Source organism: Streptomyces sp. TRD_SC_5, assembly GCF_056836825.1.
The window spans coordinates 3,036,940-3,058,508 of sequence record NZ_JBWZZS010000001.1; the positions used below are offsets into that span (position 1 = coordinate 3,036,940).

At 69.0% G+C, this 21,569-nt stretch carries 21 protein-coding genes and 3 pseudogenes; 7 read left to right on the top strand and 17 right to left on the bottom strand.

What is annotated here, in order from left to right; translation table 11 throughout:
• Positions 1 to 127: 127 nt before the first annotated feature.
• Complete coding sequence (locus AC1P0E_RS14020) at positions 128 to 991, bottom strand: menaquinone biosynthetic enzyme MqnA/MqnD family protein (RefSeq protein ID WP_482742493.1); 864 nt, start codon at positions 989 to 991, stop codon at positions 128 to 130.
• A 283-nt stretch (positions 992 to 1,274) separates the two neighbouring features.
• Between AC1P0E_RS14020 and AC1P0E_RS14025 the strand changes: the two genes are divergently transcribed.
• Positions 1,275 to 1,478: a cold-shock protein gene (locus AC1P0E_RS14025; protein WP_014144190.1), complete on the top strand. Its 204-nt coding sequence runs from the start codon at positions 1,275 to 1,277 to the stop codon at positions 1,476 to 1,478.
• Between the two features lie 143 nt (positions 1,479 to 1,621).
• Here the strand turns inward: AC1P0E_RS14025 and AC1P0E_RS14030 are convergent, their stop codons facing one another.
• On the bottom strand, positions 1,622 to 3,385 hold the full coding sequence (locus tag AC1P0E_RS14030; RefSeq protein ID WP_482742494.1) for an AMP-dependent synthetase/ligase: 1,764 nt from the start codon (positions 3,383 to 3,385) through the stop codon (positions 1,622 to 1,624).
• A 95-nt stretch (positions 3,386 to 3,480) separates the two neighbouring features.
• On the opposite strand from AC1P0E_RS14030, the gene AC1P0E_RS14035 reads away from it, so the two are divergent.
• Entirely contained in the window at positions 3,481 to 4,521 is a 1,041-nt protein-coding gene (locus AC1P0E_RS14035) for an AraC family transcriptional regulator (RefSeq protein WP_482742495.1), read from the top strand.
• 64 nt (positions 4,522 to 4,585) lie between these two features.
• Here the strand turns inward: AC1P0E_RS14035 and AC1P0E_RS14040 are convergent.
• Positions 4,586 to 4,852, bottom strand: a pseudogene (locus AC1P0E_RS14040) (ATP-binding protein); the annotation flags it as partial.
• Between the two features lie 730 nt (positions 4,853 to 5,582).
• Between AC1P0E_RS14040 and AC1P0E_RS14045 the strand changes: the two are divergent.
• Positions 5,583 to 6,158 (top strand): dihydrofolate reductase family protein, encoded by a 576-nt coding sequence (locus AC1P0E_RS14045; protein ID WP_482742496.1) that lies wholly within the window; start codon positions 5,583 to 5,585, stop codon positions 6,156 to 6,158.
• A 21-nt stretch (positions 6,159 to 6,179) separates the two neighbouring features.
• Here the strand turns inward: AC1P0E_RS14045 and AC1P0E_RS14050 are convergent.
• Together AC1P0E_RS14050 and AC1P0E_RS14055 are read right to left on the bottom strand one after the other, a co-directional pair.
• Positions 6,180 to 6,335: pseudogene (locus AC1P0E_RS14050) on the bottom strand (IS5 family transposase); the annotation flags it as partial.
• Between the two features lie 154 nt (positions 6,336 to 6,489).
• Positions 6,490 to 6,870 (bottom strand): VOC family protein, encoded by a 381-nt coding sequence (locus AC1P0E_RS14055; RefSeq protein WP_482742497.1) that lies wholly within the window; start codon positions 6,868 to 6,870, stop codon positions 6,490 to 6,492.
• A 272-nt stretch (positions 6,871 to 7,142) separates the two neighbouring features.
• On the opposite strand from AC1P0E_RS14055, the gene AC1P0E_RS14060 reads away from it, so the two are divergent.
• Positions 7,143 to 7,685, top strand: coding sequence for a DUF1707 SHOCT-like domain-containing protein (locus tag AC1P0E_RS14060; RefSeq protein ID WP_482742498.1), 543 nt, complete (start codon positions 7,143 to 7,145; stop codon positions 7,683 to 7,685).
• Positions 7,686 to 7,940: 255 nt separating this feature from the next.
• Here the strand turns inward: AC1P0E_RS14060 and AC1P0E_RS14065 are convergent.
• Together AC1P0E_RS14065 and AC1P0E_RS14070 are read right to left on the bottom strand one after the other, a co-directional pair.
• Positions 7,941 to 8,209: pseudogene (locus AC1P0E_RS14065) on the bottom strand (IS630 family transposase); the annotation flags it as partial.
• Between the two features lie 11 nt (positions 8,210 to 8,220).
• Complete coding sequence (locus AC1P0E_RS14070) at positions 8,221 to 8,637, bottom strand: VOC family protein (protein ID WP_482742499.1); 417 nt, start codon at positions 8,635 to 8,637, stop codon at positions 8,221 to 8,223.
• A gap of 75 nt (positions 8,638 to 8,712) precedes the next feature.
• Here AC1P0E_RS14070 and AC1P0E_RS14075 point away from each other — a divergent pair, with 75 nt between their 5' ends.
• Entirely contained in the window at positions 8,713 to 9,306 is a 594-nt protein-coding gene (locus AC1P0E_RS14075; RefSeq protein ID WP_482742500.1) for a TetR/AcrR family transcriptional regulator, read from the top strand.
• Positions 9,307 to 10,076: 770 nt separating this feature from the next.
• Here the strand turns inward: AC1P0E_RS14075 and AC1P0E_RS14080 are convergent.
• Positions 10,077 to 10,238 carry a hypothetical protein gene (locus AC1P0E_RS14080; RefSeq protein ID WP_482742501.1) on the bottom strand — a complete coding sequence of 54 codons (162 nt, stop codon included), beginning with the start codon at positions 10,236 to 10,238 and terminating at the stop codon, positions 10,077 to 10,079.
• A gap of 322 nt (positions 10,239 to 10,560) precedes the next feature.
• On the opposite strand from AC1P0E_RS14080, the gene AC1P0E_RS14085 reads away from it, so the two are divergent.
• A complete protein-coding gene (locus AC1P0E_RS14085; RefSeq protein WP_482745752.1) occupies positions 10,561 to 11,811 on the top strand; it encodes a lipase family protein in 1,251 nt (416 codons plus the stop codon).
• A 134-nt stretch (positions 11,812 to 11,945) separates the two neighbouring features.
• On the opposite strand, the gene AC1P0E_RS14090 is transcribed toward AC1P0E_RS14085, so the two are convergent.
• The gene (locus tag AC1P0E_RS14090; RefSeq protein WP_482745753.1) at positions 11,946 to 13,859 is read right to left on the bottom strand and encodes an AMP-dependent synthetase/ligase; all 1,914 of its coding nucleotides are present in this window, start codon (positions 13,857 to 13,859) and stop codon (positions 11,946 to 11,948) included.
• Between the two features lie 74 nt (positions 13,860 to 13,933).
• Here AC1P0E_RS14090 and AC1P0E_RS14095 point away from each other — a divergent pair, with 74 nt between their 5' ends.
• Positions 13,934 to 14,755: a MaoC family dehydratase gene (locus AC1P0E_RS14095; protein WP_482742502.1), complete on the top strand. Its 822-nt coding sequence runs from the start codon at positions 13,934 to 13,936 to the stop codon at positions 14,753 to 14,755.
• Here the strand turns inward: AC1P0E_RS14095 and AC1P0E_RS14100 are convergent.
• From AC1P0E_RS14100 to AC1P0E_RS14135, 8 genes are all read right to left on the bottom strand, one after another.
• A complete protein-coding gene (locus tag AC1P0E_RS14100; RefSeq protein ID WP_482742503.1) occupies positions 14,741 to 15,364 on the bottom strand; it encodes a TetR/AcrR family transcriptional regulator in 624 nt (207 codons plus the stop codon). The two genes, AC1P0E_RS14095 and AC1P0E_RS14100, sit on opposite strands and share 15 nt — an antisense overlap.
• 224 nt (positions 15,365 to 15,588) lie before the next feature.
• On the bottom strand, positions 15,589 to 16,938 hold the full coding sequence (locus tag AC1P0E_RS14105) for a dicarboxylate/amino acid:cation symporter (protein ID WP_482742504.1): 1,350 nt from the start codon (positions 16,936 to 16,938) through the stop codon (positions 15,589 to 15,591).
• A 411-nt stretch (positions 16,939 to 17,349) separates the two neighbouring features.
• Complete coding sequence (locus AC1P0E_RS14110; RefSeq protein ID WP_482745754.1) at positions 17,350 to 17,604, bottom strand: DUF4229 domain-containing protein; 255 nt, start codon at positions 17,602 to 17,604, stop codon at positions 17,350 to 17,352.
• Positions 17,605 to 17,743: 139 nt separating this feature from the next.
• Complete coding sequence (locus tag AC1P0E_RS14115; RefSeq protein ID WP_482742505.1) at positions 17,744 to 18,268, bottom strand: GNAT family N-acetyltransferase; 525 nt, start codon at positions 18,266 to 18,268, stop codon at positions 17,744 to 17,746.
• A 19-nt stretch (positions 18,269 to 18,287) separates the two neighbouring features.
• Positions 18,288 to 18,953 carry a UdgX family uracil-DNA binding protein gene (locus tag AC1P0E_RS14120; protein ID WP_482742506.1) on the bottom strand — a complete coding sequence of 222 codons (666 nt, stop codon included), beginning with the start codon at positions 18,951 to 18,953 and terminating at the stop codon, positions 18,288 to 18,290.
• 63 nt (positions 18,954 to 19,016) lie between these two features.
• Positions 19,017 to 20,180, bottom strand: a complete 1,164-nt coding sequence (mqnE, locus tag AC1P0E_RS14125; protein ID WP_482742507.1) for an aminofutalosine synthase MqnE — start codon at positions 20,178 to 20,180, stop codon at positions 19,017 to 19,019.
• An 85-nt stretch (positions 20,181 to 20,265) separates the two neighbouring features.
• Positions 20,266 to 20,718, bottom strand: coding sequence for an Lrp/AsnC family transcriptional regulator (locus AC1P0E_RS14130; RefSeq protein WP_482742508.1), 453 nt, complete (start codon positions 20,716 to 20,718; stop codon positions 20,266 to 20,268).
• A 122-nt stretch (positions 20,719 to 20,840) separates the two neighbouring features.
• Positions 20,841 to 21,548, bottom strand: a complete 708-nt coding sequence (locus AC1P0E_RS14135) for a UbiX family flavin prenyltransferase (RefSeq protein WP_482742509.1) — start codon at positions 21,546 to 21,548, stop codon at positions 20,841 to 20,843.
• Positions 21,549 to 21,569: the final 21 nt, after the last annotated feature.

Sequence of the window (21,569 nt, forward strand, 5' to 3'; positions counted from 1 at the left end):
GCCTAGCCCTCCCCCGTACCGCCACCACCAACTCCCAGTTGCTGACTGGTGGCCGTCGCCTGCCCGCTGCTTGCTGTTGCGTGCTGGTTGCTGATTGCTGTCGCCAGCAGCCTAGGGGGCGACCTGCTCAGCTGAGCAGTTCGACCGTGACATCGGCCGGAAACCCGGTCGTCGGACCGGTCCTGCGCGCGAATTCCCGTACGCCCGCCAGCTGCTCGGGTCCGAACCGGAAGTCCAGCGTCGTGAAGTAGCGCTCCAGCAGCTCGGCGTCGAAGACCTCCCAGCGCGCGGCCTGCTCGGCGACCTTGCCGACCTCTTCCAGGGACAGATCGCGGGAGGTCAGGAACGCCTCGTGCACCTTCTTCACGACTCCCGGCTCACGCGCGAGGTAGTCCTTGCGCGCCGCCCACACCGCGAAGACGAACGGCAGCCCCGTCCAGTCCTTCCACATCTGCCCCAGGTCGTGGACCTGGAGCCCGAGCCGCGGCGCGTCGTGCAGTGCGGCCCGCAGCGCCGCGTCGCCGATGAGCACGGCCGCGTCCGCCTCCTGCATCATCACCCCGAGGTCGGGCGGACACGTGTAGTAGTCGGGCTGTACGCCGTACTGCTCGGCCAGCAGCAGCTGCGCCAGGCGCACCGACGTACGCGAAGTCGAACCGAGCGCGACCCGGGCCTTGTCGAGCTGCTCCAGCGGCACCTGAGAAACGATCACGCACGACATGACGGGGCCGTCGCAGCCGACCGCGAGGTCGGGGAAGGCGACGAGATCGTCGGCGTTGCGCAGGAACTCGACAAGGGTGACGGGTGCGATGTCGAGATCGCCGCGCACGAGTTGCTCGCTCAGCCGCTCAGGGGTGTCCTTCGACAGCTCGAAGTCGAGAAGCGCTCCGGTACGGGCCAGCCCCCAGTAAAGGGGCAGGCAGTTCAGGAACTGAATGTGGCCGACACGTGGCCGGCTGCGACGGTGGTCGACAGCAGTTGAATTGTCCACATCGTGAGGCTAGACCCGTCCGCCGCGCGGCCCGACGCCGGGGCTGCCGGGGCGAGTCGGTGACGTACGAATGGCCTGCTGGGGGACTCCGTCAAACTTCCGGGTGACGTGATCTTTCCCTCTTCCACTCTCCTCAGAGTGCGTGCTACGCTCGCCGCAAGTTGCAGTTTGGTTTCCCTTGCAGTACAGAGCCTGCGGAGCATGTGACCCGCAGGCTTTTGTAGTTTTCAGACTTCTTTGCAGGTTCTGGAGCAGGGCAACCCTTTGGCCCATAGGAGGGCTTATGGCTACCGGAACCGTCAAGTGGTTCAACGCTGAAAAGGGCTTCGGCTTCATCGCCCAGGACGGCGGCGGCCCGGATGTCTTCGTCCACTACTCCGCGATCAACGCGGCTGGTTTCCGCTCGCTTGAGGAGAACCAGCAGGTGAACTTCGACGTCACGCAGGGCCCGAAGGGCCCGCAGGCGGAGAACGTCACCCCGGTCTAGTTGCCCGGGCCGACCGGATCGCGGTCGAATGAGCAGTACCCAAGGAGCCCCGTTCCGCGAGGAACGGGGCTCCTGCCTGTGTACGGGCACCTCTGGCGTCGGCGTCGATGTCGCCCAGCGCCTCTAGGTGTCATACAGCGCCTCTAGGTGTCGTACAGCGCCTCTATCTCGGCGGCGTACCGGGTGGCGACCGCCCGCCGCCGAACCTTCAGCGTCGGCGTCAGCGCCCCGCTGTCCACCGTGAAGTCCTCGTCGAGCAGGGCGAAGGCGCGGATCCGCGCCGGCCGTGAGACCTGCGCGTTCGCCGAGTCGACCGCCTCCTGGACCACGGCACGCAGGGCCTCGCGGTCGCCCGCGTCGCGGCCCTCGCGAGCCGCCCAGCCGGCGACCTCCTCCGCGTCCAGGGTGATCAGCGCCACGGGGTACGGACGGCGGTCGCCCACCATCACCGCGTGCGCCACGAGCCGCGACTGCTGCTGGATGGCCAGTTCGACCAGCGACGGTGTGAGGTTCTTTCCGGCGGACGTGATGATCAAGTCCTTCTTGCGGCCGGTGATCGTGAGGTAACCGTCCGCGTCCAGCGCGCCGAGGTCCCCGGTGTGGAGCCAGCCGTCCGCGTCGACCGTCTCGCGCGTCGCGGCCTCGTTCCCGTAATAGCCGGGGAAGACCATCGGGCCGCGCGCCAGCACCTCGCCGTCCTCCGCGATCCGCACCTCGCAGCCCGTGACGGGGCGGCCGACGGTCCCGTAGCGGACCGCGCCCGGGTGGTTGAGCGAGATGACGCCGCCGGACTCGGTCATCCCGTACCCCTCGAAGACCTGGATGCCGCAGGCCCGCAGGAAGTCCATGGTCTGCGGCGCGATGGGCGCGGCCCCCGTGAGCGCCCAGCGCAGTTCCCCGCCGAAGGCGGCTCTGACCAGGCTGTAGAGCCGCTGGTCGGCTTCTTCGTACGCGCCGGTCAGCTCGTCCGGAAGCCGCCCCTCCGCCGCCAGCAACCCGATCCGTACCGCCTCCTCGAACCGCTCGCGGCCGCCCTCCTGCGACTCGGCGAGCGAGAGCACCACGGAGTGGACCTTCTCGAAGAGCCGGGGCACGGACGGCAGATGCGTCGGCCGCACCTCGGCCAGCTCGCCCACCACGTCCTCGATGCGGCCTCCGAAGTAGCAGAGCTCGCCGCCGTACAGGAGGGTCGTGAGCTGGATCAGCTGGGCGAGGAGATGGGCGAGCGGCAGGTAGAGGTACGTACGGTCTCCCGGGCCGCCACCGATCAGATCGAGATTGGCTTCGAGTACGGCCCCGAAGTTGCCGTGGGTGAGGCGGCAGCCCTTGGGCAGCCCGGTGGTCCCCGACGTGTAGACGATCGACGACAGGTCGTCGGGCACGACGCCGGCGGACCGCGCGGCCAGGTCCGCCGGGCTCGCGGCGGGACCGGGCAGCGTACGGAGATCGTCCATCAGTACGACGTGCCGGACGGCCGGTGTCTTGGAGCGCACGGCCTCCACGCGCGCCGCCCGGTCGGCGTTCTCGCAGATCACGACGGTGGCTCCGGAGTCACCGAGCACCCAGGCGAGCTCGTCGTCGCCGGCCGTCGGATAGACGGGGACGACGACCGCGCCGACCGCGAGCACGGCGAAGTGCGCGTACGTCCACTCAGCGCGGGTCTCGGAGAGGACCGCCACGCGGTCCCCGGCCCGGACCCCGATGCCGGTGCCGGTGCCGATCAGCCCGCAGGCGATCTCGCGGACGGTGTCGCGCAGTTCGGCGTACGAGACGGGCGGCAGCCCCTTCGGCCGCAGCGCCGGATGGTCCCCGTACCGCGCGCCCGCCCACTCGGTGAACACCGCGAGGGTCTCCGGCCGTCGACGAGCTGGACTTGTGCCACCACCACTACCACTCATGCGACTCATACGTCCGAAGTTAGGTACGGCAGGGGGCCGCGGGGGATGACGGGAAACGTCACCGGCACTGACCGCGCCGCTCATTCCCGCTACCGTCGTTGACCATGGCGAAGCGGACGATCACCGTGCACCACGTACGGGCCGTGCTGCGCGGCGCCGAGCGCCGGGGCATCGACACGGTGCCGCTGCTCCAGGCGGGCAGCATCCCGCCCCTCCTCCTCGGCGACGACCGGGCGCGCGTGACGGCCGCGCAGTTCGCGGGCCTGTTCCGGGCGCTGTACCGGGCCACGCAGGACGAATTCCTGGGCCTGGCGTCCGTGACGAGCAGGCCGGGCACGTTCGCGATGATGTGTTGCGCGGTGCTGGGCTGTAGGGACCTCGGGGCGGCGGTGGAGCGCGGAACGGCGTTCTACGGCCTGTTCCCGGGCGGCCCGGACCTGGAACTCGAACGCGAGGGCAGTGAGGAGGCGGCGTTCACCGTCCGCAACGCCCTGGACCGCGACGAGGACCGCTTCCTCACCGAATGCCTGCTGATCATCTGGCACCGGCTGTGCAGCTGGCTGATAGGCCGCCGCATCCCCCTCCGTTGGGCCGACTTCCACTACGCGCCGCCCCCGTACAAGGACGAGTACGACACCCTCTTCGGCTGCCCGGTCAGCTTCGGCACCGACCGCACGGGCGTCGGCTTCGACGCACGTTGGCTCACGGCCCCGCTCGTACGCAACGAGACCGAACTGCACGTGATGCTGAGCCGCGCCCCCTTCGAACTCCTCAGCCGCCGCGAGTACGGCACGACGGTGGCCGAACAGGTCCGCCACGGCCTGGCCCAGTCCCTGCGCACGTCCCCCCGGCTGCCCTCACTCGGGGAGACGGCGGCGCGCCTGGCGGTCAGCCCGGCGACACTGCGCCGCCGCCTCCAGCAGGAGTCGACGTCCTTCCAGCAGCTCAAGGACGCGGTACGCCGCGACGCGGCCATCGCGGGCCTGGCGGAAGGCCGCGAACCGATCGCGGAACTGGCCGCGAGGCTCGGCTTCTCCGAGGACACGTCCTTCCACCGGGCGTTCCGCCGCTGGACGGGGACGACGCCGGGGGCGTACCGGGTGGGGCCACTGGGGAACGCGGCAGAACGGACACGTTCGAGGTAGACACCCCAAGAGAACCCACACGCTTCGATTCGCAAACGGGCTGGCCGTCACCTCTCGTATCTGCCCCTGCCGACAGCTCCGCCCAAACGGTCTTGCCGACCTGGCGGTCCCACACGCCCCACTCTGCGGCGAGCGATTCGACGAGCAGCAACCCGAGCCCGCCCGCTTCGAGGACGACGACGCCGGCGGCTGTCGGTTGCCGCCGCTCCGGTCTGCGCTCACCACGCGTATCGCTCACCTCGATACGCAGCGTGCCGGCGAGAACCATGCGCAGCTCGAAGTCGCACCCCGGCACGTGTCCGTGGGTGACGGCGTTGGCGGCAAGCTCGGCTTCGTAGCCTTCGTGGAGGCGACCGGAAGCGGAGCGTTCGGCCGGGGCCGAGACGGGGGGCGGGCGTGGTCGGGGGCGTTGGCTGCGTCTGCTGAAGGAGCCGGGCCCCGGCGCAAGCCCGTCACCGGGCCAGGCTCTCGCGGCCGACCGCCGGTGAGTGGACGAGGCGCGGCAGGTCTACGGGGTGGTGCGGCCCCAGGCCAAGCGGCTGACAGGAACGGCCGCTGGTGCACCACCCCCAAACCCGACGCACACGCACCCACACCGGCGGACCACCGGCCGTTCCGGGACGACCTGCGAACTCATGACCATGCGGGTGGGACGCGGCAGTTGCATGGGGCGACTCGGACGGGCTCGGCGTCCACCCCCACCGGCGGGCGGCGGAGCTACAAGCACGTTGCCGGTGTGAGTGGGCGGGACGCACCCAGCCCCGGGGGAGTTGCCGTGCGGGTCTGCGGGACGAAACCGCCACATGCGGCGGCAGCGGCCAGGCGATACACCAATATACTGGACATATCGCGGCCACTTTCTCGCCGAAGTCGCAGCTGATCCCGGCGAGGGGCCGTGCCGCCCCTTCGCCTTTGCGGCTGGGCCGTGTTTTGAAAGATCGCCGTTCTTCGTGATGATCTCCGCCTGGGGCGGGGAGATCTGAGGGGATCCCGCGAGCCGGGATGAGTCCTGCGGCGGCAGGCGGTCGTACTGTCGAACCCGTTACAGAGGAGGACTTCTGATGCGCAGCGTGACCTACTCGATGGGCGTATCGCTTGACGGCTACATCGTCGGGCCGGACGGTGACTTCGACTGGACGGAGCCCGACGAGGAGGTCTTTCGCTTCTGGATCGACGAGATTCGAGAGGTCGGCGTCCACCTGTTGGGACGACGGCTGTACGAGACGATGCTGTACTGGGAGACCGCCGACCAGGATCCAGCGCTCGACGACTCAATGCGCGAGTGGACCGCGCTCTGGAAGCCGCTCCCAAAGATGGTGTTCTCCACCACGCTGTCGGCGGTGCAGGGCAATGCCCGCCTGGCCTCCGGAAGCCTGGCGGAGGAGATCGAGCGGTTGCGAGCCGAGCCGGGGGAGGGCGCCATCGCGATCGGCGGCGCGACGCTCGCCGCCGAGGCGGCCGCGTTGGGTCTGATCGACGAGTACCGGGCCATGGTCTACCCGGTGCTGGTTGGCGGTGGCATTCCGTTCTTTCCCCAGCGCGAGCGCCGGGTAGATCTCGATCTCGTCGAGACCCGCACTATCAGCTCAAGAGTCGTCTACCTCCGCTACCGCGTGGCGCGCCAGGCATTGCTATAGCCGTCGTTGGCCTTGCTCGCAGGCCGGATGGATTTTCGTAGTCCAGCCTCCGCGGGACCGGCCCAAGCCGTGGTCGTCGGGCTCTGTTTGGTTGCCGCCCGGCGGTTGCTTCTGGCCTTGTCCGTCACACCGGGCACCGGCCGCGTGCTGGTGGGCCCGGCAGATCGTGGAGTCGACGTTGCGACAGACGACCCGACCGCGTGGGCACAGGCAACAGCGGTTCCAGCCGCGCCCACTGCTCGTCGGTCAGGTCAAGCCTCCTCGTCACCGCTAGGGCGGCCACGAGGTCTCCGGTGTTCAGGCTCTTCCTGGTCGATGAACCCGATGAGCATCAGAGTGGGTTGAGGCGGGCCTTGAGCAGGCAGAACTCATTGCCTTCGGGGTCGGTCAGGACATGCCACTGCTCCTCCCCCGTCTGGCCGATGTCAGCCGGGCGCGCACCAAGCTTCAGAAGGCGCTCGAGCTCGGCGTCCTGATCACGGTCGGTGGCGTTGACGTCGATGTGCAGCCGGGACTTCCCCTTCTCCGGCTCGTCCCTGCGACTGAGGATGATCGTCGGCTGCGGACCACCGAACCCTTCGCGCGGCCCGATCTCCAGCGTGCCGTCGTCCTCGCGATCGAGCACGACGAAGTCCAGGACCTCGCACCAGAACCGCGCCAGCACCTCAGGGTCGTGGCAACCGAGCACGAGCTCACTGATGCGACATGCCATAACGAAACCTGCTCTCAGCCTGGGAACTGCCGGGGATGCCACGCGCGAACCTCATGGGATCCCAGCAGTGAAAACAATCCCGCGACCGTACCGGACGAGGCGAGCACGGGTGAAATGATTTCAGGGCCGACCCTGTCCGTGCAGCCGGGCAAGGCCGTTGGCCATGCAGTAGAGAAGCTGACTGCGGACGAGCGATCAGCCTGCCGTCAATTAATGCGCGTGCTACCGGACTTGACGTGTTCGCATCGTCGGCACGGCACTAGAGTGAGACGGTGACTTCCCTGCCGGAAGACCCGCCGTCGCTGATCAGCGAAGACGACCGCGACACGGCCGTGCAGCGCCTGCAGGAGGCGTACGCCGAAGGGCACATGCCGCACGAGGAGTTGGACGAACGCCTCCACCAGGTGCTCACCGCCAAGACACGCAGCGAGCTCGTGTCGCCTCTGGCCTCGCTCCCGGAGGAGAAAGCGGGCACCACGTCCACGATTGCCGCCGCCGGCGGACGCATCCGGCGGCGCGGCGCATGGCGGGTACCTCGAATACTCAAGGTCGCGTCCGCATTCGGAAGGGTGCACCTGGACCTGTCCCGGGCGGTCATCGAGCATCCGGTAGTCGACATCGAGCTACAGCTCGGCACCGGCAGGGCAAGGATCACGGTGCCTCGCGACGCGTTCGTCGACGTCGAGGATCTGCACACCGGGTGGAAAGACACGCTCTACAAGACCCGGCGGCGCTCCCGCCCCGACGGGCCGAGGATCCGGATCTCCGGGACCATGGGATTCGGACGGCTGAAGATCCGCCACGCGCGGCGTTGAGGCTCCACCCGGCACCAGAGCCACCTGTCCGTCACTTGTTCGCCCCCTCGACTGCTGATGCTGCGACCTCGTTGGGTCGCCAGACGCGTTTTTCACTGTGGGCGCGGGCGCGTTCTCGGCGCTCGGCGGCCAGGACATCGCGGTGGCGGGCGTTGGCGTTACGCCAAGGCCAAGCATGGACCGTGTCGTTGGGGCGGCAGCGGTCCGAACTCGTCGAACGCGAAGACCCGGTCCGGGAAGCGGTCCAGGACCTCGGTTGAGTCGACAGGGACGGCCTTCCGCCAGCTGAGGGCCCAGGCAGGCCAGGCCGATCTCGTTGAACCGGTGGATTACGTCCCTGACAGCTCGTCCACCTCCACCAGTTGGGCGATCACCGGTACGCGGTTCCCGCCGGGTGAGGCCGGCAGCATCATCGCTGGCCGGTAGCGCACCGAATTGATGCTGCCGCGACGCACGATCTGCTGCAGCTTCTGCCTTTCCTGGTCGGTCAGCAACCGCCACGACCGCCAGCCCGGCGAACCTATGCCGCACAGCACTAGCTGCCGGCGTACTGCTCGGAGTATTCCTCGGTGGGAGCAATGGGTGTGATGACGTCGATCAAAACACCATTGGGGTCGGCCACGATGAAGTGCCGTTGCCCGAACGCCTCGTCGCGGAGTTCGAGGACCGGACGCAGCCCTTCGCCCGTAACGAGCCGGTCCCACTCCGCGTCCACGTCCTCCACTTCGAAGTTGAGGAGCAGGCCCTGCGCAGGAATGCGGTAGCCGTCGGGAATCGTCGGGTGGGTGTGGTCGAGGAGAGCGAGCTCGTACGCCGGATCCCCCGGTCGTCGCAGGCTGACGTACCAGTCGGCCTCGAACGTCGTCTCGAACCCCATCAGTCGGGTGTAGAAGTCGCGGGATTCTTGCAGCTTCGCCGTGCCGATCACGGGATAGAAGCTGGTCAGTTTCATGACTGCCCTCTTTCGCATACCATCGGTATGTGAGCGAAGCTATTCGCGTACCGTCGGTATGTCAATGGGAGTGGGATGAGTCAGCACGGCATCCGGGCACAGCAGCGGGAGCAGACCAGGCAGGCGCTGTTGCGGGAAGGCAGACGCCTGTTCGCGGGAAGTGGTTACGGCGCGGTGGGCCTGGCGGAGATCGTCCAGGCTGCCGAAGTGACCAAGGGCGCGCTCTACCACCACTTCGCCGGCAAGGCGGACCTCTTCCGCGCGATCCTGGAGGAGGTGCAGCAGGAAGTCGGCCGACGCGTGGCCGCTGCCGCCGATGCCCACGACGATCCCTGGACGCAACTGGTCGTCGGATGCCAGGAATTTCTCACCTCTGCCACCGATCCCGGCATCCAGCAGATCATGCTCGTCGACGGGCCCGCCGTGCTGGGGTGGAGTCAATGGCGGGCAATGGACGAGGCCAATTCGGCCCGCCACCTCGCCGACGCGTTGGCCTTCCTCATCGACGCAGGGGTCATCGCCCCACAGCCGGTCGCCCCGCTGGTCCATCTGCTGTCAGGGGCGATGAACGAGGCAGTCCTTTGGCTGGCTTCCTCCTCCGACCCAGAAGACCTGACGCACACCAGAGCCGCACTGGCACAACTGCTCCAGGGCCTGCGGACCGACTGACCTGGTCAGGCGTGACCGCAGGCCGGAAACTCTGCATGCAACCAACCCCACACTTGATGAATCCCAACGGCCCTGGGGTCCCACCAGTCCCATCCGTATCGCTTCCCGTCATCACGGGAGCGTTTCCACCCACACACACCGTCCGAACGCCGCCAACGGCGCAACCGCCACGTCGAAACGCCCGGCCTCCGTGGCTCGGCGCCCCCACCACCCACTCACACCAGCAACTCGCTTGTAGCTTCGCCGACCGCCGGTGGGGGTGGACGCCGAGCCCGTCCGAGTCGCCCCATTCAACTGTCGCGCCCCACCCGCATGGTCATGAGTTTGCAGGTCGTCCCTGAATGGTCGGCGGTCCGCCGGTGTGGGTGCGTGTGTGCGTCGGGTTTGGGGGTGGTGTACCAGCGGCCGTTCCTGTCAGCCGCTTGGCCTGGGGCCGCATCACCCCATAGACCTGCCGCGCCCCGTCCACTCACCGGCGGTCGGCCGCGAGAGCCTGGCCCGGTGACGGGCTTGCGCCGGGGCCCGGCCCCGGGGCCGCCCCCCGTAAAGAACCAGCGGTGGAGGGGTGGGTGTCAAGGGTGGAGCGGAGCGGAATCGCCGTAGGCGACGCGACGCAGGAGCGCCCTTTACACCCGGCCCGCAACCGCGAAACTTCCGAAAAGGGCGGCCCCTTCAGCAGACGCAGCCAACGCCCCCGGGCGCACCCCGAGTGGTTCGTGGCCAAGGCCCCACCCCCGCCGAAGCCGTCCGTCCCCCGCCTGAAGGCCTGCCTACTTCTTGCCACCGCACTGGTATTCGGAATTCTTCCCGCCGGAGTTGTGGTCGGCGCAGTACTCCACCGTGAACGTGCCGCGTGTGCCTGTGAGTCCGGTGGCCTGTACCCCCTGCACACCGTTGACGAGGACCGCTCCGGTACCCACGAGGGTGATCACGAGACCGAGCAGCAGTCCGCCGACCCGCCATCCCCATGCAGGCTGAGGTTCGGTCGGCCGTTTTTTGCCTTGCTTACGCGATATCTCATAACTCACCCGAGCACCCTACGGCCCGCGCAACGCCGCCCGCGATCAAGGATTTGGCTGGCCCGGCCCCCACCCTTCCCGCAACCACCGCGTCCCTGCCGGCCCCCTGCGTCGTTGATATCCGGGGTCAGCAAAGCTGAGCTTCCCGGTCAGCTCCGTACCTACCGGTCAGTCACTACCGTCTCGGCAACGACCCCAGCCCCCGTCGGAACGTTGGGAGAGCCGTATGAGTCACATGAGTCGCACGAGTCACACGAGCCGCAATCGCATCCGAGCCAGAGTGGTGGCCACCCTCACCACCCTCGCCGCGCTCGCCTTCACCGCCGCCACCCCGACCTCCACCGCCGCCGTCACCGCCGCCGCACCATCGCCCGCCACCATCACCACCACCCCAGGCGAGCTCCTCACCTCCGCCCCCACCTCCTTCCACCCCCTCCCCAACCAACCCACCAACACCAACGCCTGGCACATCACCTACCGCTCCACCACCGCCAAGGGCGCCCCCAACGTCGTCTCCGGCACCCTCATCGTCCCCAAGGACGGCAGGAACGAGGCCGATGCCGGCGCCGGCGCCCGAACCGGCCCGCGCCCGCTCGTCACCTACGCCGTCGGGACCGTCGGGCTCGCCGACCAGTGCGCGCCCAGCGCCGGTTTCCCCAAGGGCACCACCGTCGAGGCCAGCCTCATCAACCAGGCCGTCCAGCGCGGTTGGGCCGTCGTCGTCACCGATTACGAAGGCCTCGGCACCCCCGGCGACCACACCTACACCGTCGGCCGCGCCGAGGGTCACGCCGTCCTCGACGCCGCCCGCGCCGCCCTCCGTCACCCGCAAGCCGCTCCAAGCGGCCTGAGCGACGCCTCGCCCGTCGGCATCATGGGGTACTCGCAGGGCGGCCAGGCCTCCAGTTGGGCCGCCGAACTGCACGACACGTACGCCCCCGAACTCAACGTCAAGGGCACAGCGACCGGCGGCGTACCGGCCGATCTTCTCGAAGTCGCCGACTTCAACGACGGCAACATCGGGGCCGGCCTGATCCTCATGGCGGCCACCGGCCAGAACGCCGCGTTCCCCGAGTTGCAGCTCGACAAGTACCTCAACACCAAGGGGCGAGTCTTCGTCGACTTCATGAAGAAGAACTGCGTCGCCGTCGACACCGTCGCAGGCCTCTTCCAGCGCATCTCCGAGGTCACCGTCAAGAACCCGCTCGAACAGCCCGACTGGCAGCAGCGGCTCATCGAGTCGAACGTCGGCACCCGCGCCCCCGACCACCCCGTCTACCTCTACCACGGCGGGCTCGACGAGCTGATCCCGTACGCCGTCGGCAAGCAGCTGCGCGCCGACTGGTGCGGCAGGGGCGCGAACGTCCAGTGGCGCTCCCACCCCCTCCTCGGCCACATCGGCGGGGTCACAGTCGGCGCCTCTCCGGCGATGGACTGGCTCGGCGAGCGCTTCACCGGGAAGCCGACCCAGGGCAACTGTCCGTAGTACGACCTCCGTCGTACGAGACTGTCCGTCGTACGACTGCCCGTAGCACGAGCAACAGTCAGCAACAGTGAGGGGCGCCCGCATCCCGAGCGAGCGCCCCTCACCCCTGCCCCCGACCACTTGCCCCTCACCCCTCACCCCTCGTACAGCGCCGCGATCTCCTTCCCGAAGTCCCGTACGATCGCCGCCCGCCTCAGCTTCAGCGACGGCGTCAAGTACCCGCTCTCCTCCGTGAACTCCACCGGCAGCACCGCGAACCTGCGGATCGACTCCGCCCGCGACACCAGCCGGTTCGCCTCGTCGACCGCCCGCTGCAGCGCGGCCCGCAGATCCTCGTCGTCGACCAGGTCGCGCAGCGGCACGTCCTGCTTCTTCGTCATCTGGCGCCAGTGGCCCATCCCGTCCGGTTCCAGCGTCAACAGAGCCGTGATGTACGGACGGTTGTCACCCACCACCAGGCACTGACCCACCAGCGGATGCGCCCGCAGCCAGTCCTCCAGCGGCGCGGGGGCCACGTTCTTGCCGGCCGAGGTGATGAGGATGTCCTTCTTGCGGCCGGTGATGCTCAGATACCCGTCGTCGTCGAGCGCCCCCAGGTCGCCCGTCGCGAACCAGCCCCCGTCCCGCGTCACGTCCACGGGCGCCTGCCGCTCCCGGTCCCAGTAGCCGCTGAAGACCTGGCCGCCGCGCAGCAGCACTTCCCCGTCGTCGCCGATACGGACCGCCGTGCCCGGCAGCGGCCAGCCGACCGTGCCGAGGCGGGGCTTGAGCGGCGGGGTCACGGTCGCGGCCGCCGTCGTTTCCGTCAGCCCGTACCCCTCGAATATCTCGATACCGGCGCCCGCGTAGAACGACGCCAGGCGCCGCCCGAGCGGCGAGCCGCCGCAGATCGCGTACTTCACCCTGCCGCCCAGGGCCGCCCTGATCCGCCGGTAGACCAGCGGATCGTAGAGCGCACGGGCCGCGCGCAGGCCGAGCCCCGGCCCCTCCCCCGTCCCGTGCTCCCGCGCCTCCAGCGCCTGCCCGTACCGCTGCGCGATCCGGGACGCGCGGTCGAACGACGAGGCCCGGCCCATCTTTTCGGCGGTCGCGCGGCCGGTGTTGTAGACCTTCTCCAGTACGTACGGAATGGCCAGCAGGAAGGTCGGGCGGAAGCCGGCCAGGTCGCTCAGCAGGTCCTCCGTCCGGATGCTCGGCGCGTGCCCGAGCCGTACCCGCGCCCGTAGGCAGCCGATCGCGACCATCCGCCCGAAGACGTGCGACAGGGGCAGGAACAGCAGCGTGGACGCGGGCTCCTTGCTGACCGACTTGAAGACGGGGTGCAGCAGTTCGATCGCGTTGTCGACCTCGGCGAAGAAGTTGGCGTGGGTGAGGACGCAGCCCTTGGGGCGGCCCGTCGTACCCGACGTGTAGATGAGTGTGGCGACCGATTCGGGGGCGAGTCCGGCGCGGCGCGCGGTGATCACCGCGTCGGGGACGTCCCGGCCCGCCGACCGCAGCCGGTCCACCGCGCCCGTGTCGAACTCCCACAGGTGCGCGAGGTCGTGGAGATGCTGGCGCTCCGGACTGATGACCCTGGCCTGCTCCGCGCTCTCGATGGCGCAGGCGACGGCGCCGGAGTCCTGGAGGATCCAGCGGGCCTGGAAGGCGGAGGACGTGGGGTAGATAGGGATGGTGACCAGGCCCGCCGCCCAGGCGGCGAAGTCGAGGAGCGTCCATTCGTACGTCGTACGGGACATGATCGCGATCCGGTCGCCGGGCCGCAGCCCCTCCGCGACCAGGCCCTTGGCCACCGCGAGCACATCGGCGGCGAACTCGGCCGCCGTCATGTCTCGCCAGGTGCCGTCGCTCTGCTTGCGGCCGAGTACGGGGTCGGCCGGAGCCTCACGGGCGTTGTCGAACGGGATGTCGGCGAGCGATCCGCGCCGAACGGGCCGCACGAGTGCCGGAACGGACACCTCCCGTACGACGCCGTCGACTCGGGTCGTCTCAGGGCTCTGTAGCTGTGGCTGAGGCTGAGGCTGTGGCTGTACGGGCGCGGGGCTCATCATCTCGACCTACTCCTGACCCTTGAGTAACCTTACTCCGGAGTAAATCTACGACCGTGCAGGGAGTCCGGACAATGACCTCGCTCGCACCACTCCTCGCCCTCGGGGCGCTCACGTCCCCCCTCAAGCGCAAGGTCTCCGCCACCGCGCCCCTCCCTGCGACCCGCCCGACACTCCGCGAAGTACGCATCGACCACGGTCAGTTGGCGGCGTACGCACGCATCTGCGGCTTCCCCTGCACCGATCCGCTGCCGCTCACCTACCCGCACGTCATCGGCTTCCCCCTCGCCCTGCGCGTGATGACGCGGCGCGCCTTCCCCCTCCCGCTGACCGGCCTGGTCCATACGAGCATCGCGATCACCCGCCACCGCCTCATGCATCCGGACGACCGCCCCGAACTGACGGTGTACGCCGAGCGATTGAGCCCGCACCGGCGCGGCACCGAGGTCACCATGGTCACCCAGGCGCGCCTCGCGGGCGCCCTGGCGTGGGAATCGCACAGCACGTATCTCGCCCGCCACCGCACACCGGCGGGCAGCGGCGCTCCCGGCCGCAGGGCGGCCGAACCCGCCCCACTTCTCCCCGCCACCACCACCTGGGTCCTGCCCGGCACCCTGGGCCGTCGCTACGGCGTGGTCTCCGGGGACCTCAACCCCATCCACCTGCATCCGCTGACGGCGAAGCTCTTCGGTTTCCCGCGCGCGATCGCCCACGGCATGTGGACGTTCGCCCGCTGCGTCGCCGAGCTGAACCCCGCCGATGTGACGTCCGTACGGGCCGACTTCAGGGCGCCGGTCCTGCTCCCCGCGACCGTCACCTACGCGGCGGCGGGTGCCTCGTTCCAGCTGCGCGGCCAGGACGGCCGTCTCCACGTCACGGGGTCACACGCGGGGTGAAGGCGCCCAGCGCTGCCCGTTCATGAGGTTCTCAAGGCCCGCCCAGGCGAAGTTCATCAGCGTCGCGGCCGTCTCCTTGGCCGAGACTCCCGGCGTACCGTTCCCCCACCCCGCCAGCGACTCGGCGGCCCCCACCAGCGCATGAGCGAGGCCGGCCACCTCCCGGTCGGCCAGGTCCGAGTCGCAGTCCGCCTCGCGCGCGGCGGCCCCGATCAGGTACGTGACGAAGCTGATGATCTCCTCGCGCATCGCCGCGACCTCGGCGGCGAACGGCTCCCCGTGCGTACGGGCCTGGCTGTGCAGCACCGCCCAGCCGTCCGGGTTGTCGGCCGCGTGCGTGAAGAACGCCCGCAGCCCGTCCCACAGCTGGCGGTCGGCCGGCACTCCGGGCTCGACTCCCGCCCGTACCGCCGCGACCAGCGCACTCGCCTCACGCCGGATGCAGGCCGTGAACAGCTCTTCCTTGGAGTTCAGATACAGGTAGACGAGCGGCTTGGACACCCCGGCCAGCTCGGCGATCTCGTCCATCGACGCGGCCCGGTAACCCCGCTGGCCGAAGGTCTGCACGGCAGCGTCCATCATCTGCTGCTCACGCACGGCACGCGGCATCCGCTTGCCCTTCACAGCCCCACACCCACGTCCCGGATCCTCCCACCCCGCAGCCCGCCTCACCGCACACCGCGGCCTACTCCCCGGTAATCGTACGGCGCATCCGCTTCCCGAATCCGAAGTGCCCCTGAACGCAGGGCGTCCAGGGGCACTTCGGCAGTTCACAGGCCGTGAAGGTCAGCGGTCTGCGATCAACGGTCGGCGGTCAGCGGTCAGCTCATGCGTCATGCGGCGACCGGCACGGCTACCTTCTCCTCGGCGTCACGTACATCGTCGTACTCGTCGACCGGCGAGGACGAGGCCGAGTTGTACGCGTCGTGGTCGAGGATCTTCTCGCGGGCCGCGACGATCACCGGCACGAGAGCCTGACCCGCGACGTTCGTCGCGGTCCGCATCATGTCCAGGATCGGGTCGATCGCCATCAGCAGGCCCACGCCCTCCAGCGGAAGGCCGAGCGTCGACAGGGTGAGCGTCAGCATGACCGTCGCGCCCGTCAGGCCGGCGGTGGCCGCCGAGCCGATGACCGAAACGAAGGCGATCAGCAGGTAGTCCTGGATGCCCAGCTGTACGTCGAAGATCTGCGCGATGAAGATCGCGGCGAGCGCCGGGTAGATCGCGGCGCAGCCGTCCATCTTCGTCGTCGCCCCGAACGGGACGGCGAACGACGCGTACTCCTTCGGAACGCCCAGGCGCTCGGTGACGCGCTGGGTGACCGGCATCGTGCCGACAGAGGAGCGGGAGACGAAGGCCAGCTGGATGGCCGGCCAGGCGCCCTTGAAGAACTGGATCGGGTTGACCTTGGCGACCGTCGCGAGGAGCAGCGGGTAGACGCCGAACAGCACGATGGCGCAGCCGATGTAGACGTCCGCGGTGAAGGTCGCGTACTTGCTGATCAGGTCCCAGCCGTAGTCGGCGATGGCGAAGCCGATGAGGCCGACCGTACCGATGGGCGCGAGGCGGATGACCCACCACAGGGCCTTCTGGAGCAGCTCCAGGACGGAGTTGCTGAGCTTGAGGATCGGCTCGGCCTTCTCGCCGAGCTGGAGGGCCGCAATACCGGCGACGGCGGCCATGAAGACGATCTGCAGCACGTTCAGTTGGGTGAACGGCGTGATGATGTCGGTCGGCACGATGCCGGTCAGGAAGTCGATCCAGGAGCCGGAGCCCTCGGGCTTCTTGCCGTCCTTCGGCGTCAGGCCCGTACCGGCGCCCGGGTTGGTGAGCAGGCCGATCGTGAGGCCGATGGCGACCGCGATCAGCGACGTGATCATGAACCAGAGCAGCGTGCGCGAGGCGAGCCTGGCGGCGTTGTTGACCTTGCGCAGGTTGGTGATCGACACCAGGATCGCGAAGAAGACGAGCGGCGCGACGGCCAGCTTCAGCAGCTGGATGAAGATGCCGCCGACCTGCTCCAGCGTCGTCTTGAGCCAGCTGACGTCCTGGCTGCGGGCGAGCCAGCCGAGCAGGACACCCAGGACCAGACCGGTGATGATCTGGGCCCAGAACGGGAACTTGTCGGATATCCGGAAGCGGGTCTTCTGCTTCTCGGGCGCGGTCGCGGAGTTCGCGGACACGGACACACTCCGTTGATTACGTACGGGGATACGGGACGGTGGGTGCGGCGGCCGTGAGCTGCACGGGGCGTGCTGGAGCCGTGGGCGGTCGCCGCTGCGAGATGTCGCTTCTGATGTCAGATGTGGCGGCGACAGGCCGCGGACATGCAGCGGCAGAGATCGACATGCAGGCGCGCCACAAGCACGAGCGGGACGCTCATGGCAGGGGAGTGCGCGGCTGCTGTCTTCATGCCGAGAACGTTAACACTTGTACTTTGAGAACATCAAAGCTCTTCTTTGGGTACGCGCCACCCCGGTCCCCGCACGGAATACGCCAACACCCCGGCCCCGGACGGGTGTCCGGGACCGGGGTGCTGGTGTGGCTGACGAGTGTGACGTACCTTACGTGACCGTACTGACCCCCACTGAGCCCTACTGGGTCACGCCGTCCTCCTGGTTGCGGTTCGACTCGAGCCGGGCCTTCGCGCCGTCCACGCGCTCGACGATCCGCTCGGACATCGCGTCGCGCTGCTTGCGCAGCAGCACGAAGCTGAGCGGCGCGGAGACGACGATGGCGAGCATCAGGACCCACAGCAGGTTGGAGTCGCCGAGACCGGACGGGAGCACTCCGAAGTGGACCAGGCCCCAGATGGCGAAGAAGCAGCCGACGAAAACGCCCAGGCGCATCGCGGTGTAGCGAATCGTTGCGTGCTTGGTGCTCACGGGGGGACCTTCTTCTCAGCGACAACCTAAAGGGTCTCTACCAGTCAAGCACAGGCGTTCGGCGCCGCCCGCCCGGACCCCTTCCCCAGGGGCGGCCACCGCGTCATTCCAGCGGCAGGAACATGACTATGTCGTCGCGGTCGTCCCCCGGCGCGACCCGGATCGCGCCGGGCACACGCCCGACCTCCTTGTAACCGCAGGAGGCGTAGAAACGGTCGACTCCGGTCCCGCCGCGACAAGTCAGCCGTATCGCGTCGACGCCCTCGAAACCGCGGACCGCCGCCTCCGTCGCGCCCATCAGGTCCTGCCCGTACCCCTTGCCCTGGTGGGTGGGGTGGACCATCACCGTGTAGAGCCAGACCCAGTGTTTCTTCAATCGGTGGGTGTTGTACGTGATGAACGTCGCCGCGGCGACGGCGCCCTCCTCGTCGTACCCGACGAGCAGCCGCGTACGGCCTTCGCGCATGGCGGTGAGGTGCTCGCCCCAGTCGGGCCGGATGTCGTCGGCGGTCACGGGCGGTACGAATCCGACGGCGCCGCCCGCGTTGGTCACGTCCGCCCACAGAGCGAGGATGCCGTCGCGCAGGCCGGGACCGATCCGCGGATCGAGTTCGAAGGTCAGCGGCATGCGTTCGACGATAAACGGCTCATCCGAGCGCCTGCGCCGCTATCCGCAGGTCGGACACAAGGCCCTCGTACGCCGCCTCACGGTCGTCGGCGCGCAGCACGGCGGACGGGTGGATGGTGGCGACCACGCTCTCCCCGCGCCCTTCGAGGGGGAGCAGCATCCCGCGCTGCTTGGTCACCCGGAAGGAGGTCCCGAGCAGCGCCTTCCCGGCGGTCGCGCCCAGTACGACGATGATCTCGGGGTCCACCACCCGCAGTTCGGCGTCGAGCCACGGCTTGCAGGCGGTCATCTCGCGCAGGTTGGGCGCCTTGTGGATCCGGCGCTTGCCGCGTTCGGCGACGATCTCGAACTTGAAGTGCTTGACGGCGTTGGTGACGTACGTGTCGTCCGGGTCGATCCCGGCCTCGTCCAGCGCCCGCGTCAGCACCTTGCCGGCCGGGCCGACGAACGGCTGACCCTGCCGGTCCTCCTGGTCGCCCGGCTGCTCCCCGAGCAGCAGGAACCGGGCGTGCGCGTTGCCGGCCCCGAAGACCGTCCGGGTGGCGTCGCGGTGCAGCGGGCAGCCGCGGCAGCCGGCCGCGGCCTCGCGCAGTCCGGGGAGGCCGGCGCGGCCGCCGGGCAGGAAGGGCTCGGCGGTGTACGCGTCCTCGGGCGACCCGCTGCTGTTCCCGGTGCGACTGGCCATGCGGCCCGGGTACCCCCCGGGCCCCGCGTAACACCCCAAACGGCCGTCAACCGCCCGTACGGGTCAGACCCGCATCGCCTGCGGCGTCTCGCGGCGGTCCGCCTCCGGGCCCGGGTACTCGCGGATGATCTCGTACCGGGTGTTCCGCTCCACCGGACGGAAGCCCGCGTCCCGGATCAGCTCCAGCAGGTCCTCACGGCCGAGCTTGTTCGGCGTGCCGTAGTTGTCCGCGTCGTGCGTGATCTTGTACTCGACGACCGAGCCGTCCATGTCGTCCGCGCCGTGCTGGAGCGCGAGCTGCGAGGTCTGCACGCCGTGCATGACCCAGAACACCTTGACGTGCGGAACGTTGTCGAAGAGCAGCCGCGACACCGCGAACGTCTTCAGCACGTCGGCGCCGCTCGCCATCGTCGTACGGGCCTGAAGGCGGTTGCGGATCTTGCCGTCCTTCATGTCTTCGAAGTCGTGCTGGTAGCGCAGCGGGATGAAGACCTGGAAGCCGCCGGTCTCGTCCTGGAGCTCACGCAGCCGCAGCACGTGGTCCACGCGGTGACGCGGCTCCTCGATGTGCCCGTACAGCATCGTCGCCGGGGTCTTGAGACCCTTCTCGTGCGCGAGCCGGTGGATGCGCGACCAGTCCTCCCAGTGAGTCCTGTGGTCGACGATGTGCTGCCGGACCTCCCAGTCGAAGATCTCGGCGCCGCCACCGGTCAGCGACTCGAGACCCGCCTCGATCAGCTCGTCCAGGATCTCGGAGGCCGACATGCCCGACACGGTCTCGAAGTGGTGGATCTCGGTCGCCGTGAAGGCCTTCAGCGAGACGTTCGGCAGCGCCTTCTTCAGCTCGCTCAGAGAGCGCGGGTAGTAGCGCCAGGGGAGGCTGGGGTGGAGGCCGTTGACGATGTGCAGCTCGGTGAGGTTCTCGTTCTCCATCGCCTTGGCGAGCTTGACGGCTTCCTCGATGCGCATCGTGTACGCGTCCTTCTCGCCCGGCTTGCGCTGGAACGAGCAGTACGCACACGACGCGGTGCACACGTTCGTCATGTTGAGGTGACGGTTGACGTTGAAGTGGACGACGTCGCCGTTCTTGCGCGTACGCACTTCATGGGCGAGGCCGCCCAGCCAGGCCAGGTCGTCGGACTCGTAGAGCGCGATGCCGTCCTCGCGGGTCAGCCGCTCGCCCGCCCGGACCTTCTGCTCCAGCTCCCGCTTGAGTCCGTCGTCCATCTCCGGCCGCCTCCCATTTGTCTACGAATCAGGCCCTCAACACCGTACGCCACCCCTCTTTCTGGGGGGCGACCCCCCAGTCCCCCTATTCTTCGGGCAGTTCCCCGACCCGGTTCTCCCACTTCGTGGAGAGCACGATCGTCGTCCGCGTCCGCGAGACGCCCCGCGTGCCGGACAGCCGCCGGATCGTCTTCTCCAGGCCGTCGACGTCCCCCGCCCTGACCTTGAGCATGTACGAGTCGTCGCCCGCGATGAACCAGCAGTCCTCGATCTCCGCGAGATCGCGCAGCCTGCGCGCCACGTCCTCGTGGTCCGCCGCGTCCGACAGGGAGATGCCGATCAGCGCCGTGACGCCGAGACCGAGCGACTTCGCGTCGACCGTGGCGCGGTAGCCGGTGATGACACCCGCCGCCTCAAGACGGTTGATGCGGTCGGTGACACTGGGGCCCGAGAGGCCGACGAGCCGGCCGAGCTCGGCGTACGAGGCCCTTCCGTTCTCCCTGAGGGCCTGGATGAGCTGCCTGTCCACGGCGTCCATATGCCTGAAGCCTTCCATTGTTCAGCAATACCGCGAGTTTATGTGTGCCATCTAAGGCGCGCAGGGCTCAACGCCCGGCAAAGTCTTTCAGACGATCAAGGGCGGGGTGCCGGCCAGCCCTTCTAGTCCTTGCGGGAGCCACCGAGCTCTCCCTCCCAGCGGCGGTACAAGCTGTGCGGCACCCCCGCCGCGTCCAGCACCCGCCCCGCGACGAAGTCCACCAGGTCCTGGATGTGCGTCGCCCCCGCGTAGAACGCCGGGGAGGCCGGCAGCACCACGGCGCCCGCCTCGTCCAGCGCCACCATGTGCTTGAGGGTCTGCCCGCTCAGCGGCGTCTCCCTCACAGCCACCACGAGCCTGCGCCGCTCCTTGAGCGTCACGCTCGCCACCCGCTGCAGCAGATCCTTCGACAGCCCCAGCGCCACACCGGCCACACTGGCCGTCGACGCCGGGACGATCAGCATCCCCTTGACCGGGTACGAGCCGGACGACGGCCCGGCGGCGAGATCCCCGGCCGCCCAGTACCGCACGTCGCCGACATCGGCCACGAACGTGTCGGGCTTCCCGTCCGCGCCGCGCGCCAGCCAGGTCCGCAGGTCCTCCTGCCAGTGCGCGTCCCGGAACGCGATCCCCGTCTCGTCGAGCAGCGTCAGCCGCGAGGCCCGGCTGACCACCAGGTCCACGCTCTCGCCCGCGTCCAGCAGGCCGCGCAGCACGGCGGCGGCGTACGGCGTACCGGACGCGCCGGAGACACCGACGACCCAGGGGCGGCGCGGCGGCTCCTGTCCCGGCTGCTGCGACTGCTGACTGCGTGCATGTCCTGACTCCACGTGCCCGACCTTATCCGGGCA